Annotated in this window: 15 protein-coding genes and 1 tRNA gene; 11 read left to right on the forward strand and 5 right to left on the reverse strand. The window is 70.8% G+C overall.

Annotated features, from left to right (window positions below):
- Nucleotides 1-2: 2 nt before the first annotated feature.
- The 3 genes from J3S20_RS13365 to J3S20_RS13375 all read right to left on the reverse strand — a co-directional run bounded on the left by J3S20_RS13365 (nucleotide 3) and on the right by J3S20_RS13375 (nucleotide 1,477).
- Nucleotides 3-200: a hypothetical protein gene (locus tag J3S20_RS13365; RefSeq protein ID WP_379793646.1), complete on the reverse strand. Its 198-nt coding sequence runs from the start codon at nucleotides 198-200 to the stop codon at nucleotides 3-5.
- Nucleotides 201-263: 63 nt separating this feature from the next.
- On the reverse strand, nucleotides 264-881 hold the full coding sequence (locus J3S20_RS13370; RefSeq protein WP_216836964.1) for a sigma-70 family RNA polymerase sigma factor: 618 nt from the start codon (nucleotides 879-881) through the stop codon (nucleotides 264-266).
- Between the two features lie 65 nt (nucleotides 882-946).
- Nucleotides 947-1,477, reverse strand: coding sequence for a sigma-70 family RNA polymerase sigma factor (locus J3S20_RS13375; RefSeq protein WP_343215217.1), 531 nt, complete (start codon nucleotides 1,475-1,477; stop codon nucleotides 947-949).
- Between the two features lie 69 nt (nucleotides 1,478-1,546).
- Here J3S20_RS13375 and J3S20_RS13380 point away from each other — a divergent pair, with 69 nt between their 5' ends.
- From J3S20_RS13380 to J3S20_RS13395, 4 genes are all read left to right on the forward strand, one after another.
- Nucleotides 1,547-2,320 (forward strand): PhyR family response regulator anti-anti-sigma factor, encoded by a 774-nt coding sequence (locus tag J3S20_RS13380; protein ID WP_216836965.1) that lies wholly within the window; start codon nucleotides 1,547-1,549, stop codon nucleotides 2,318-2,320.
- Nucleotides 2,321-2,425: 105 nt separating this feature from the next.
- Nucleotides 2,426-2,590, forward strand: coding sequence for a DUF1328 domain-containing protein (locus J3S20_RS13385; protein WP_216836966.1), 165 nt, complete (start codon nucleotides 2,426-2,428; stop codon nucleotides 2,588-2,590).
- A 26-nt stretch (nucleotides 2,591-2,616) separates the two neighbouring features.
- A complete protein-coding gene (locus J3S20_RS13390; protein ID WP_216836967.1) occupies nucleotides 2,617-3,342 on the forward strand; it encodes a hypothetical protein in 726 nt (241 codons plus the stop codon).
- A 57-nt stretch (nucleotides 3,343-3,399) separates the two neighbouring features.
- The gene (locus tag J3S20_RS13395) at nucleotides 3,400-5,190 is read left to right on the forward strand and encodes an ABC transporter ATP-binding protein/permease (protein WP_216836968.1); all 1,791 of its coding nucleotides are present in this window, start codon (nucleotides 3,400-3,402) and stop codon (nucleotides 5,188-5,190) included.
- 72 nt (nucleotides 5,191-5,262) lie between these two features.
- Here J3S20_RS13395 and J3S20_RS13400 read toward each other — a convergent pair whose 3' ends face one another.
- Entirely contained in the window at nucleotides 5,263-5,826 is a 564-nt protein-coding gene (locus tag J3S20_RS13400) for a hypothetical protein (RefSeq protein ID WP_216836969.1), read from the reverse strand.
- A 238-nt stretch (nucleotides 5,827-6,064) separates the two neighbouring features.
- Complete coding sequence (locus J3S20_RS13405) at nucleotides 6,065-6,298, reverse strand: YMGG-like glycine zipper-containing protein (RefSeq protein WP_216836970.1); 234 nt, start codon at nucleotides 6,296-6,298, stop codon at nucleotides 6,065-6,067.
- A gap of 320 nt (nucleotides 6,299-6,618) precedes the next feature.
- On the opposite strand from J3S20_RS13405, the gene J3S20_RS13410 reads away from it, so the two are divergent.
- The 7 genes from J3S20_RS13410 (at nucleotide 6,619) to J3S20_RS13440 (ending at nucleotide 12,944) form a co-directional block, all read left to right on the forward strand.
- The gene (locus tag J3S20_RS13410; protein WP_216836971.1) at nucleotides 6,619-7,662 is read left to right on the forward strand and encodes a rod shape-determining protein; all 1,044 of its coding nucleotides are present in this window, start codon (nucleotides 6,619-6,621) and stop codon (nucleotides 7,660-7,662) included.
- Nucleotides 7,663-7,698: 36 nt separating this feature from the next.
- Entirely contained in the window at nucleotides 7,699-8,562 is an 864-nt protein-coding gene (gene mreC / locus J3S20_RS13415) for a rod shape-determining protein MreC (protein ID WP_216836972.1), read from the forward strand.
- A 14-nt stretch (nucleotides 8,563-8,576) separates the two neighbouring features.
- Entirely contained in the window at nucleotides 8,577-9,110 is a 534-nt protein-coding gene (locus J3S20_RS13420) for a rod shape-determining protein MreD (protein WP_216836973.1), read from the forward strand.
- Nucleotides 9,111-9,339: 229 nt separating this feature from the next.
- Entirely contained in the window at nucleotides 9,340-11,229 is a 1,890-nt protein-coding gene (gene mrdA / locus J3S20_RS13425) for a penicillin-binding protein 2 (RefSeq protein WP_216836974.1), read from the forward strand.
- 10 nt (nucleotides 11,230-11,239) lie between these two features.
- Nucleotides 11,240-12,391 (forward strand): rod shape-determining protein RodA, encoded by a 1,152-nt coding sequence (rodA, locus tag J3S20_RS13430; RefSeq protein WP_216836975.1) that lies wholly within the window; start codon nucleotides 11,240-11,242, stop codon nucleotides 12,389-12,391.
- A 98-nt stretch (nucleotides 12,392-12,489) separates the two neighbouring features.
- Nucleotides 12,490-12,565: transfer RNA gene (locus J3S20_RS13435), tRNA-Lys, on the forward strand.
- Between the two features lie 130 nt (nucleotides 12,566-12,695).
- Complete coding sequence (locus J3S20_RS13440) at nucleotides 12,696-12,944, forward strand: hypothetical protein (RefSeq protein WP_216836976.1); 249 nt, start codon at nucleotides 12,696-12,698, stop codon at nucleotides 12,942-12,944.
- Nucleotides 12,945-13,064 lie beyond the last annotated feature (120 nt).

Here is a 13,064-nt window from a genome sequence, read left to right on the forward strand (position 1 = left end):
GTCTACTTGCCGCGCCGTGTCCGATCCTCCTCGATGAGCCGCATCAGCTCCGGCGGAATGGGCTCCGCCGCGACATTGTCGTACAGCTGGTGCAGCCCACGCTGCAGCCAGATATCGAAGGCGTCACTGCCCGCGCGCTCCCCCTTGCGCTTGGTGACCTTGGAAGGGGGCGCCGGCTTGCTGCTGTCGCTGCTGTCCATGTCCATCGCCGAAGCCGGCATTGCGCGTGGCCCGTGCCGCACGCAACACCTCGCATCTTCGACTTAAGCCAGCAGATGGTGTTCGCCAACCCCAGAACGACGAGCGCCTCGGCTGGAGGCGGTGCTTTCCTGGCGACGGGCGCCGCGACCGCTGACCCGTTCCCGCTCGATCCGCTGCTCCTCGGTCGTCGCCTCGGCGGATTCCTCGCCGGTCAGCCAGGTCTGCAGCTGGCGGCGGGCGCGGAAGACGCGGCTCTTCGCCGTGCCGACGGCGCAGCCGGTAGCCTCTGCCACGTCCTCGTAGGACATGCCCTGCAGCACCACCATGAACAGCGCCTCGCGCTGGTCGGCCGGCAGGCGGTTCACGGCGGCGCCGAGTTCCTTCAGCACCAGCCGGTCCTCATGCGTGGCGCTGACGGCGAAGGCAGCTGCCGGCACATCCTCGATATCCGTGGTCTCGCGCTGCTTGCGCAGCGTGCTGATGAAGCGGTTGCGCAGGATGCGATGCATCCAGGCGGCGAAATTGGTGCCCGGGGTGAAGCTGTTCTGGGCGGCGAGGGCATTGGCCACGGCATCCTGCACCAGGTCGTCCGCAGCGGCGCGGTTGCGCGTCAGCGCCAGGGCCTGGACCCGAAGGCGGGGCAGCAGCGCGATGACCTGGCCATGGAACTCGTTCGGCATTGTTTGCTCCATCCTCTATGCCCCCTGAATGAACGGGCCGACGGGATGGTTGCATCGCGCACGCGTTACCCGTTCACAGGGGCGAGAGCCCGCGAAAGCGTCGCCCGGGCGCGGGAGACGCGGGCCTTCATCGTGCCGACGGGCACACGGCAGATGCCGGCGGCTGCTTCCAGGGTCAGCCCCTGGGCGGCGACCAGCATCAGCGCCTCCCGCATCGCGGGGGGCAGCTGGGCGATGGCCCGCGCAAGGTCGCGCACCTCATGCGCGCTTTCCTGGTCGGACCGGCGGGTGGCAGCTTCCTCCGGCGGATGCGCCTCGGCATGCGTCCGCTCCCGCTTCGCCCGGCGCCAGCCTTCGCGGAAGGTATTGCGCAGCACGGTCAGGCCCCAGGGGCGCAGCGCGGCGCGCAGGTCATGCGCCAGCTCGGCCGGTGGTACGAAGCTGGACAGGCCGCGCAGCATCCGCAGAACGGTTTCCTGCACCAGGTCGTCGGCCTCGGCTCTCGAACGCGTGAGCATCCGGGCGGCGGCGCGCAGTTCCGGCAACAACTGCGCGATTACGGCGCGCAAGGCGCCGGAGTTCTCTTGTTCGTCCACGGTTCACTGCATATCAACTCTGGGAGCTATGCGGCAGCGCGCGCCGCCCTTTTGGGAGATGACAAGGCGATGAGCGAGATCGATCGCGCCGCGCTGATCGGCGCTTTGCCCTATGCCCGCCGCTTCGCCCGCGCGCTGACCGGGTCGCAGTCGCGCGGCGACGGGCTGGTGGCGCAGGCCCTGCGCGGCAGCCTGGCGCCGGTGGAAGGCGGGCGGGACGCCGGCATGGTGGGCCGGCTCGCGCTCTACCGCGCCATCTGCCAGATCGCCTCCAAGGGGGCCTCCGATCTGCCGGACCATGATGAAGCGCCGGGCGCCGCGATGGACCGGACCCAGCGCATGCTGCTGCTGCTGACCTCGCTGGAGGAGCTGGAGACCGAACAGGCGGCGCTGGCGCTGGGCCTGCCGCCGGACCAGGCGGCCCAGTATTTGGCGGCGGCCCGCAACCACCTGCGCGCCGGCGCCGTGGCGCGGGTGCTGATCATCGAGGATGAGCCGATCATCGCGCTGGACCTGCAGCAGTTGGTGGAGGCGGCGGGGCATGAAGTGGTGGGCATCGCGGGGTCCGAGGACGAGGCGGTGGCAATCGCGGCGGCGGAGCGGCCTTCCCTGGTGCTGGCCGATGTGAACCTGGGCGCGGGCGGGGACGGCACCTCTGCCGTCGCGCGCATCATGCGCACCCACCAGGCGCCGGTGATCTTCGTCACCGCCTATCCGGAGCGGCTGCTGACCGGCCAGGACCTGGAGCCGGCCTTCATCATCACCAAGCCCTTCGAGCCGACGACGCTGGCGATCGCCACCTACCAGGCGGTGACCCGCGGGGTGCATCTCGACCCCGTCTGAGTGCCCGCCCACCCGCGCGAAAAAGGCGGCGCGCGGGGTGGTTTGTGCCGGAACCGATCCGGCCGCCTTGCGTTCACCCGGCGCAGTCAGAAGCCGGAGATCGCAATGCTTTACTGGACGCTCGTCTTCCTGGTCGTCGCGCTGGTCGCGGGCCTCTTCGGCTTCGGCGGCATCGCCTCGGCTTCCGCCGGCATCGCCAAGATCCTCTTCGTCATCTTCATCGTGCTGTTCCTGCTGAGCCTGGTCTTCGGCGCCTTCCGCAGCAACTGACCCCGGCACCACAGGGACCGCGCGCGATGCGTGCCATGGCGGGGCTGGCGCTGGCCCTTTTCCTTTCCTTCGGGCCGGCGCAGGCGCAGGCGCCAGCCACCCCGGCCACCCCGGCCACCCCGGCCAATCCGCCGCCGCGCGCCCATTTCTGGTTCGACCCGACCCAGCTGCCGACCTTCACCGGCACGGTCGAGCGCTACCTGCTGAACCCGGCCGGGGAGACTGATGCCCTGCTGTTCCGCGAAGGCCCCCAGGTGGTCTTCCCGCCGGACATGGCCCAGGCGGTGCGGCGCGCGGCGGAGCCCGGCCAGCCGCTGATCGTCTGGGGCATCCGTGCCCGCCAGTCGCCGGTCATCACCATGCTGGCCTTCGCCGCCTCGCAGGAGGCCGAGCCGGGCGTGGTGGACCGCTTCTACTGGCGTCTCGGCGGCGCCCCCTCGGACCGTTCGCAGCCGCTTGCCGTCTCCGGCACCGTGAAATCCCCCTATTTCGCGCCGCAGGGCCAGCTGGCCGGTGCGGTGCTGGAGGATGGCACGGTGGTGGTGCTGCCGCCCGGCGCGGCGGAGCCGCTGCGCGCGCTGCTGCGCGCCGGCGCCCGGCTGGCCGCCGAGGGCCGCGGCTTCGCCGGGGAGGCCGGGCGCGCCCTGGCCGCAGAGCGGATCGGCGAGACCGCCGAGGCGCTGCGCCCGGTGCAGCCGGCCGAGACTGCCTCCTCCCCCCCGCCTGCGCCCGCCGCGCAGCCGCAACGCTGAGCCGCCATGTCCGACCAGATCCCTGCGGCCATTGACCTTCCGCCGCAGGAGGGCCTGATGCGCCGCTTCTGGCGGCTGGCCCGAGGGTACTACACCTCCCCCGCCGATCGCCGGCAGGCCTGGCTGCTGACGGCCGCGGTGCTCGGGCTGACGATCTTCCAGATCGGCGTGCAGGTGCGCTTCAACCTCTGGAACCGCGATTTCTTCAACGCGCTGGAGAACCGCGACAGCCCGGCCTTCTACGGCCAGATGTGGATGTTCGCGCTGCTGACCGGCCTGGCCATGGTGGCGGCGGTGGGCCAGCTATGGGCGCGGCAGGCGTTGATGCTGGGCTGGCGGCGCTGGCTGGTGCACCGGCTGCAGGGGCGCTGGCTGGAGCACGGCCGGCACTACCAGCTGAACTTCCTGCCCGGCGCGGCGGATAACCCCGATCAGCGGATCAGCGAGAATACCCGCTGGGCCACCGCCATGGCGGTGGACCTGTCCATTGGCCTGCTGAGCGCCATCCTGACGCTGGCCAGCTTCCTCGGCATCCTGTGGTCGCTCTCGGGCCCGCTGCGGATGTCCTATAGCGGCACCGAATTCGAGATCCCGGGCTATATGGTCTGGTGCGCGCTGCTCTATGCGCTGGTGGGGTCGATCGCCACCATGTGGATCGGCGGGCCTATGGTGGACATCAATATCCGCCGCAACGAGGCTGAGAGCGACCACCGCTTCACCCTGATCCGCATGCGCGAGAACAGCGAGGGCATCGCCCTGATCCGTGGCGAGGCGGATGAGGATCGCGGCCTGCAGCGCGCCTTCGGCCGCGTCGTCTCGGTGATGAAGGAGCTCTACGACCGGGAGCGGCGGCTGATGTGGCTGACCAGCGGCTATGGCATGGCCGCCGGCGTCATCCCCATCCTGGTCGCCAGCCCGCGCTACTTCGCCGGCGCCATCACGCTCGGCGTGCTGATGCAGATCAGCTCGGCCTTCCTCGAGGTGACGCGCGGGCTGAACTGGTTCGTCGACAACTTCCCCAAGCTGGCCGACTGGCGCAGCCATGTGGAGCGCGTGGTGGACCTGGAGGATACCTTCGACATGGCGGAGGCCATGGCCAGCCAGACCCGCATCGACGTTGTGGAGCAGAAGCCGGGCGAGGAGCCGGAACTGCTGTCCTTCCGGAACCTGCAGGTGGCCCATTCGGACGGCAATGTCGTGATCCAGGGCGCCAATGCGGAGATCAAGGCGGGGGAGAAGGTGCTGATCGTGGGCGAGAGCGGCACCGGCAAGTCCACCCTGTTCCGCGCCATCGCCGGGCTCTGGCCCTGGGGCTCGGGCCAGATCTGCATCCCGCCGCGGGCGCATATGCTGTTCATGCCGCAGCGGCCCTATATTCCGCTCGGCACGCTGCGCGCCGGCTTGACCTATCCGGCCGCCCCGGACCAGTTCCCGCAGGAGGCGCAGGTGGCAGCGCTGGAGCGCTGCGGCCTGCCCCACCTGGTGGCGCGGCTTGAGGAGGAGGAGCGCTGGGACCGCGTGCTGTCGCTGGGCGAGCAGCAGCGCCTGGCCTTCGCCCGCCTGCTGCTGCACAAGCCCCGCTGGGTCTTCCTGGACGAGGCGACCGCGGCGCTGGACGAGGAGAACCAGGACCAGATGATGCGCCTATTCCGCGAGGAGCTGGACGGCAGCGCGCTGATCTCCATCGGCCATCGCCCGGGGCTGGATGTCTATCACGACCGCACGCTGCAGCTGCTGCGGGCGCCGGACGGCGCCCGGCTGGAGGTGCGGCGCAAGCCGGCGCGGCAGCGCCCGGAGCGGGGCACGGGCGGCCGCGCGGCGCTACGGCGCATGCTGCGGCGCAGCTGAAGGCCATGCTGTGGCGCAGCTGAAGGCCATGCTGCGGCGCAGCTGAGGACCGGGCTGCGCCGCAACCTGGGCTCAGGTGCGGATGGCGCCCGCAGCCCCGCCGCCGGACAGGTGGCCCCGCACCCGGTCCAACATGCTGGCGATGGCGCGCTGCGCCTGGTCCTGCTCCTCCGGCAAGGTGCGGAAGGTGGCGCGCAGCTTCAGCAGGCGGCCGTCCTGGCTGGCGACGCAGGTGAAATCCTGCACCGCATTCGGGCCGGCACGATAGATATCCTGGCTGCACAGCACGATGGCGCCGCGAACCGCCATCCTGGCCAGGCGCGCTTCCACCCGTGGGCCGAGCCTCTGACCCAACACCTCCCGTGCGGCGGCCGAGGCGGAGATGAGCTTGGACAGGACGGGCAGGGAGTCCGGGCCTTCCGGCACCGGCTCCGCGCTGCGGCGGAACAGGTAGATGGTCACCGAAATGCCGGGCGCGCGATAGGCGGCGATGGCCCCGCTCAGCACGCCGGGCGTCCGGTCCTCCTCCAGCACCGCCCGGGGGATCTGGGCCAGGGCCGGGGGCAGCGCCTGCAGGCTGAGGAATTCCGCGCTGTGGGCGCCGGGCGCCGGCTCCTCGCCCGGATCCTTCGCCATGCCGCGCCCGCCGGGGGAAGCAGGCGCGGCGCTGGCCTGATCCGTCGCGGGCTGGGGCCCGGTGACGGGTTGCGCCGCACATCCCGCCAGCAGCAGGAGGCTGGCCAGAATCGTCGAAGGCCGCACCGCTCGGCTCCCGTTCTGTGGCGGGAGCTTCGCGGGCGGCCAGCGAAAGGTCAATCAGCCGCGCCCATCCCCCGGGACGGTGGTCCCGGGGATCAGGCGCGGCCGAGGCGCCTCAGCGCCAGGCCGGGCGGCCCAGGTTGACCGTGCCCGGGCTGGTCAGCGCACCACCCGCGGCGCCCGCGGCGCCACCGATGAGGGCGCCCGTCCCGGCGCTGCCGGAGAGCGAGCCGATGGCGGCACCGGCGCCGGCGCCGAGCAGGCCGCCGGAGACGGCGCGGTCACCGGTGGTCTGGCCGCAGGCGGCCAGGGTCACGGCGGCCAGAAGCAACATGGGAAGGTGGCGCATGGGGGGGCTCCTCTCTGGGGTTCGGTCCTGCGCCTTTAACGCCGATGTTGCATCGGAGTTCACGGCACCATTCCGGTTTCGTGCGCCGGGCCCGCCGCCCCCGCGCTGCGAGCCACCTACCTGCGAATGGCCGCCCCGCATCCCGCACCGCGTCACGGGGCTTGAGGTCGAGGCGGGGGAGGGGTATCGGAGGCGCCTCGCGCAACCCTGCGGAAGCGTCGGTCCGAACGGGGCCAGGTCCAGGCAGCCCCGCCTGGTACCGGCCCGGCCAGGCCGGGCCTGCGCGGTGGCATCCTCGACCTTCGGAAGGCTCCGGCTGCATGTTCTCCCGCCTGTTCGGCTTCCTCTCGGCCGACATGGCCATCGACCTCGGCACCGCGAATACGCTGGTCTATGTGAAGGGGCGGGGCATCGTGCTGAACGAGCCCTCCGTCGTCGCCATATCCGACCATCGCGGCAAGAAGCAGGTCCTGGCGGTGGGGGAGGAGGCGAAGCTGATGCTCGGCCGCACTCCCGGCAATATCGCCGCCATCCGCCCGCTGCGGGACGGCGTCATCGCCGACTTCGAGGTTGCGGAGGAGATGATCAAGCATTTCATCCGCAAGGTGCACAACCGGCGGTCCTTCGCCTCCCCCATGATCATCGTCTGCGTTCCCTCGGGCTCCACCGCCGTGGAGCGCCGCGCCATCCAGGAATCGGCCGAGAGCGCCGGCGCCCGCAAGGTGCTGCTGATCGAGGAGCCGATGGCGGCCGCGATCGGCGCCGGGCTGCCGGTGACGGAGCCCTCCGGCTCCATGGTGGTGGATATCGGCGGCGGCACCACGGAAGTGGCGGTGATCTCACTGGGCGGCATCGTCTATGCGCGCAGCGTGCGCGTCGGCGGGGACAAGATGGATGAGGCCATCATCTCCTATATCCGCCGCAACCATAACCTGCTGATCGGCGAGAGCACGGCCGAGCGCATCAAGATGGAGATCGGCGCCGCCGCCGCCCCGGATGAGGGCGAGGAAGGCCCGATGACCGAGGTGAAGGGCCGCGACCTGATGAACGGCGTGCCGCGCGAGGTCATCGTCAGCCAGCGCCAGATCGCCGAGAGCCTCTACGAGCCGGTGATCCAGATCGTCGAGGCGGTGCGCGTGGCGCTGGAGAACACGCCCCCGGAACTGGCGGCCGATATTGTCGACAAGGGCATCGTGCTGACCGGCGGCGGCGCGCTGCTGCACCGGCTGGATGGCGTGCTGCGCGATGCCACGGGCCTGCCGGTGGTGGTGGCGGAGGAGGCGCTGTCCTGCGTGGCACTCGGCACCGGGCGGGCGCTGGAGGAGATGAAGCGGCTTCGCCACGTGCTGACTTCCATGTACTGATAGAGGCTTAGGCCCACCAGCCGGGAGGAGAGGCGCTTGATCCGACTCAGCATTCCACTCCGCCAGGCCCTGGCCCGGCTGTCGCTGCCGGTGCTGATCGCGGCCGCCTTCGGCACCATGCTGCTGGGCAAGGCCGATGCGCTGCTGGCGGAACGTGCGCGCATCGCGCTGGCGGATGCCCTGGCGCCCTTCTATGCCGCCTTCGCCGAGCCCGCCCGCGCGGTGCGCGAGACGGTGGAGGAGTTCCAGCAGCTGCTGGTACTGCGGGAGGAGAATGCCCGGCTGCGCGAGGAGAATGAGCGCCTGCGCCGCTGGCAGGCCGCCGCCCTGGCGCTGGAGATGGAGAATGCGCAGCTGCGCCGGCACCTTGATTTCGTGCCGGAACGGGCGCCCGCCTTCCACACCGCCCGCGTGGTGGCCGATGGCGGCGGCGTCTATGCCCGCGCCGTGCTGCTTTCCATCCCGCCCGAGATCCAGGTGCGCCGCGGCCAGATCGCGCTGGATGAGCGTGGCTTCGTGGGCCGGGTGACGGAGGTGGGCAGCCGATCGGCCCGCGTGCTGCTGGCCACCGACATGAACAGCCGCATCCCGGTGACGCTGGAAGGCAGCCGGGTGCGGGCGATGATGGTGGGCACCAATGGCGCCCGGCCGCGGCTGCAGCACTGGTCCGAGGGCAGCCGCCCGGCGGAAGGGGAACGTGTGGTGACGAGCGCGGAGGGCGTGGCCTTCCCGGCCGGCCTGCCGGTCGGCGTGGTGCGCTGGACCGAGGGCGGGGTGGCGGAGGTGGAGCTCTTCGCCCGGGCGGATCGGCTGGACATGGTGCGGCTCTTCGACTTCGGGCTGGGCGGGATCCTGCCGCCCGAGGCCATTGCGCGGCCCGAACCGCGCCCGCGGCGCTGAACGCCCGGACCCTGATGGTCGGACGCCCAGAGCCATCGCCCGGGCTGCTGCGACGGCTGGACGACATCGCGCGCGCTGCCTTTCCCGCGACCGGTACGGTTCTGTTGATGGTGATCGCGGCCGGCCCTTCCGGCGTGCCGGGGCTGGTCCCGGCGGCGGCGCTGCCCTGCATCGTCTTCTGGTCCGTCTTCCGGCCCGGCGCCATGCCGCCGCCGGCGGTGTTCCTGCTGGGCCTGCTGCAGGACCTGCTGACCCTGGCGCCGCTGGGCACCGGCGTGGTGACGCTGCTGGTGGCGCATGCGCTGGCGGTGGCCTGGCGGCGCTTCCTGGTGCGTCAGAGCTTCATGTTCGTCTGGCTGGCCTTCTGCGGCTTTTCGGCGGCGACCGCCGCGCTGGGCTGGCTGCTGACGGCGCTGCTGGCCTGGAACCTGCCCGCCTTCGCCTCGGCGATGCACCAGGCGGCGCTTTCCGCCGGCCTGTACCCGGCCTTCGCCTTCGTCCTCAGCCGCATCCACGGCGTGATGCGCCGTGCGGAGGAGACGCCGTGAGGGTGGGCGAGGGCAGTCCCGTGCTTGCGCGTCCCCCCCACCCAACCCTCCTCCCCATGAAAGGGGGGGAGGGCTTTCAAGCGCGACTCCCTTTGCGGCCCGCACTCTTCCGCGGGCCGAGGCCGCGAATGCGGCCCGCGCACAGCGCCCCCTGCCAGCCCATGCGACAGCGCGTAGGCGCGAAGGCAAGCGCGCGGAGCGCGCGCCCGCCGTTTGAGGGTCTGAAAAGATGAGCCGGAAGCAGCGGGAGGAGGAGCGGGTCCGCGGCATCTTCAGCCGCCGCGCGCTGGCGCTCGGCCTGGGGCAGATGGGGCTGCTGGGCTTCCTGGCGCATCGGCTGCACCGGCTGCAGGTGGAGGAGGGGGAGCGCTATGCGACGCTGGCCGAGGAGAACCGCCTCTCGGCCCGGCTGCTGGCGCCGCCGCGCGGGCGGGTGCTGGACCGCAACGGCCATGTCATCGCCGGCAACCAGCTGAACTGGCGGGCCCTGCTGACCGCCGAGCAGACCACCGATGTGGGCGCCACGCTCGAGACCTTCAGCCGCATCGTGCCGATGACGGACCAGGAACGCGCGCGCGTCGAGCGCGACGTGCGCCGCCGCCGGCGCTTCGTGCCGGTCACCGTGCGCGACTTCCTGACCTGGGAGGAAATGGCGCGGATCGAGCTGAACGCGCCGGACCTGCCGGGCATCAGCGTCGATGTCGGCACCACGCGCATCTACCCCGAGGCGGAGCACCTGGCGCATATCGTGGGCTATGTCGCGCCGCCGGCCGAACGCGACATGGATGGCGACCCGCTGCTGGAACTGCCGGGCATCCGCGTCGGTCGGTCCGGCATCGAGCGGCACCACGACCTGGTGCTGCGCGGCCGCGCCGGGGCGGTGCAGATGGAGGTGAATGCGGTCGGCCGCATCATCCGCGAACTGGACCGGCGAGAGGGCGTGCAGGGCCAGGACGTCCAGCTTTCCGTCGATGCCGCACTCACCAAGACGCTGCGCGGCAAGATCGAGGAAGGCACCTCCGTCGTGCTGATGGATGCACGGAACGGGGAGGTGCTGGCCATGGCCACCCAGCCCTCCTTCGACCCGAACCTGTTCAATTCCGGCGTCTCCGCCGCGCAATGGCGGGAATGGACGCGCAACCGCGCCACGCCGCTGATCAACAAGGCGACCAACGGCCTGTATGCGCCCGGCTCCACCTTCAAGATGGTGGTGGCGCTGGCGGCGCTGGAGGCGCGGGTGACGACGCCGGGGGAGCGGGTCTACTGCCCCGGCCATATGGACCTGGGTGAATCCCGCTTCCACTGCTGGAACCGGTCCGGTCACGGCGCCATGGATATGCGGACGGCGCTGAAACTGTCCTGCGACGTCTATTTCTACGAAATGGCCAAGCGCCTCGGCATCGACAAGATCGCCGCCATGGGCCGCCGCTTCGGCCTGGGCGTGCCGCTGGATATCGAACTGCCGGGCATCCGCGCGGGGCTTATGCCGACGCGCGAATGGCGCCAGCAGCAGGGCCGGCCCTGGGCGCTGGGCGATACGGTGGTGCATGGCATCGGCCAGGGCTTCTACCAGCTGACGCCGCTGCAACTGGCCACCATGACCGCCCGCCTGGCCACCGGCCGCGCCGTTCAGCCGCACCTGACCCGCAGCATCGGCGGCCGGCATGTGCGCGGCGTGCGGGCGGAGGACTGGCCCAGCCTCGGCATCCCCGAACGCGACCTGCGCCTGGTGCGGGAGGCGATGTGGTCCGTGGTAAACGAGCAGGGCGGCACCGCCCGGGCGGCGCGCCTGCCGCCGGAACTCGGCGCCATGGCGGGCAAGACCGGCACCACCCAGGTGCGCCGCGTGACGCGCGAGCAGCGGGAGCGGGGCTTCCGGGTGGAACAGGTGCCGCGCGAATGGCGCCCCCATGCGCTGTTCGTGGCCTTCGCGCCCTACGACAATCCGATCTTCGCCGTCTCCGTCATTGTCGAGCATGGCAGCTCCGGCTCCGCCGCCGCGGCGCCGTTGGCGCGCGAGGTGCTGGTCGAGGCTTTCCAGCAATTGCGTCCGGGCCCGGGTGGCAATTTCGGCCCGCGGGTGGCGGAAGCACGGCCGCCGGGCGGGACGCGTCCATGAGAATCCTGCCATGAGATTCGAACGCCGCCTGCTGCTGCGCGAACGCGGCACCGGGGTGCTGGAAAAGCTGTGGCAGATTCCCTGGATCTTTGTCCTGCTGCTGTGTGCCGTGGGCGGCGTGGGCTATGTGGCGCTCTATTCGGCGGGTGGCGGCGGGCCGGATCCCTATGCGGCCAAGCATGCCATCCGCTTCGGCTTCGGCCTGGTGCTGATGCTCTCGATCGCGCTGGTGGATATCCGGCTGATCGCGCGCTTCGCCTGGCTGGGCTATGCGCTGGGCATCGGACTGCTGGTGATGGTGGCGCTGCATGGCCAGGTGGGCGGCGGGGCGCAGCGCTGGCTGGACCTCGGCGGCTTCCAGCTGCAGCCCTCGGAGCTGATGAAGATCCTGCTGGTGGTGGCGCTCGCCTCCTGGTTCCACAAGGCGTCCTGGGAACAGATCGGCAATCCGCTGTTCCTGATCCCGCCGATCCTGGCGGTGCTGCTGCCGGCGGGGCTGATCCTGAAGCAGCCGAATCTGGGCACCGCGCTGATCACGATGATGGTGGGCGGCGCGGTCTTCTTCGCCGCGGGCGTGCGGCTTTGGAAATTCGCCATCGTGCTGGGCGCCGTCGCGATCGCCGCGCCGATCGCCTACGACCACCTGCACGACTACCAGCGCGCGCGCATCACCACCTTCCTGGATCCGGAAAGCGATCCGCTGGGCGCCGGCTACAACATCATCCAGTCGAAGATCGCGCTGGGTTCCGGCGGCTTCTGGGGCAAGGGCTTCCTGCAGGGCACGCAGGGCCACCTGAACTTCCTGCCGGAGAAGCAGACCGACTTCATCTTCACCATGCTGGCCGAGGAATTCGGCCTGGTCGGCGCACTCAGCGTGCTGGGCCTGCTGGCCTGCGTCATCGCCTTCGGCTTCCTGGTGGCGCTGCGCAGCCGGCACCAGTTCGGGCGGCTTCTGGCGGTGGGGCTGGCGACGAACTTCTTCATGTATGTCTTCGTCAACATCGCCATGGTCACCGGCGCCATCCCGGTCGGCGGCGTGCCGCTGCCGCTGATCAGCCATGGCGGGTCCGCCATGCTGACGGCGATGGTGGGCTTCGGGCTGCTGATGTCGGCCCATGTGCACCGGGATTCCGAGCTGGGGGCCGCCCGCGACCAGCGATGACCTGGGGACATGGCGGCTTTGTGCATGGTTTCGCCCGCCCCGGGCTGGACAAAGCCGCCGCCACCGCTTAAACGGCCGGCCTCGCCGAGTTTTGGCGCGGGCGCTTAGCTCAGTTGGTAGAGCAGCTGACTCTTAATCAGCGGGTCGTAGGTTCGAGCCCTACAGCGCCCACCAATCATTCCAAGACCTTACAGATGAAGAATGTGAACCCAAGGGGACACGTCCAACCTTGACGTGCAAAGCCGGTTTGCCGCTTGTTCATGCCAGGCTTGTTCTTCTTTTGTTCTCGTGCGCATGATGCGGCATGGATGGCACTCCTCATCTATCTCAGGCGCGTTTCCCGAGCTGGCTCCAGCCGGGCCTGATCCGCGCGCTGGCGCAGCAGGTTGCGCAGGACCTGGCGCAGGGGTTGAGCGAGGCGTCGATCGTGGAGCGGGCGCAGGACGCGGCGCAGGCCTACTGTCCGGCGCTGCCGCGGCCACACATTCGCGAGGCCGTGAAGGCTGCCATGTGGGTAGCCGCGCCGCGGGCTGGAGCTGAGGGTCGGGACTGACCGTTAGAAAGCCACCCTGGTCGGTGGCCGCATCGCAGGGGACTGCGCGATATTGCGGTGCAGCAGAAGCCCGACCAGGCCCGCGACAGGCCCTGCGGCCGCAGCGAGGGGTCGCCCTGG

Origin of the sequence: Falsiroseomonas tokyonensis (assembly GCF_019024325.1) — a bacterium.
GTDB classification, from domain to species: domain Bacteria; phylum Pseudomonadota; class Alphaproteobacteria; order Acetobacterales; family Acetobacteraceae; genus Falsiroseomonas; species Falsiroseomonas tokyonensis.

What these genes read in the sequence shown, in the direction of transcription:
- J3S20_RS13390 (WP_216836967.1), top strand. Translation starts at nt 2,617, where the DNA reads ATGCGTGCCATGGCGGGGCTGGCGCTGGCCCTTTTCCTTTCCTTCGGG.
- J3S20_RS13370 (WP_216836964.1), bottom strand. Translation starts at nt 881, where the DNA reads ATGCCGAACGAGTTCCATGGCCAGGTCATCGCGCTGCTGCCCCGCCTT.
- rodA (WP_216836975.1), top strand. Translation starts at nt 11,240, where the DNA reads ATGAGATTCGAACGCCGCCTGCTGCTGCGCGAACGCGGCACCGGGGTG.
- J3S20_RS13385 (WP_216836966.1), top strand. Translation starts at nt 2,426, where the DNA reads ATGCTTTACTGGACGCTCGTCTTCCTGGTCGTCGCGCTGGTCGCGGGC.
- J3S20_RS13380 (WP_216836965.1), top strand. Translation starts at nt 1,547, where the DNA reads ATGAGCGAGATCGATCGCGCCGCGCTGATCGGCGCTTTGCCCTATGCC.
- J3S20_RS13410 (WP_216836971.1), top strand. Translation starts at nt 6,619, where the DNA reads ATGTTCTCCCGCCTGTTCGGCTTCCTCTCGGCCGACATGGCCATCGAC.
- J3S20_RS13395 (WP_216836968.1), top strand. Translation starts at nt 3,400, where the DNA reads ATGCGCCGCTTCTGGCGGCTGGCCCGAGGGTACTACACCTCCCCCGCC.
- J3S20_RS13365 (WP_379793646.1), bottom strand. Translation starts at nt 200, where the DNA reads ATGGACAGCAGCGACAGCAGCAAGCCGGCGCCCCCTTCCAAGGTCACC.
- J3S20_RS13400 (WP_216836969.1), bottom strand. Translation starts at nt 5,826, where the DNA reads ATGGCGAAGGATCCGGGCGAGGAGCCGGCGCCCGGCGCCCACAGCGCG.
- mrdA (WP_216836974.1), top strand. Translation starts at nt 9,340, where the DNA reads ATGAGCCGGAAGCAGCGGGAGGAGGAGCGGGTCCGCGGCATCTTCAGC.
- J3S20_RS13405 (WP_216836970.1), bottom strand. Translation starts at nt 6,298, where the DNA reads ATGCGCCACCTTCCCATGTTGCTTCTGGCCGCCGTGACCCTGGCCGCC.
- J3S20_RS13420 (WP_216836973.1), top strand. Translation starts at nt 8,577, where the DNA reads ATGGTCGGACGCCCAGAGCCATCGCCCGGGCTGCTGCGACGGCTGGAC.
- J3S20_RS13440 (WP_216836976.1), top strand. Translation starts at nt 12,696, where the DNA reads ATGGATGGCACTCCTCATCTATCTCAGGCGCGTTTCCCGAGCTGGCTC.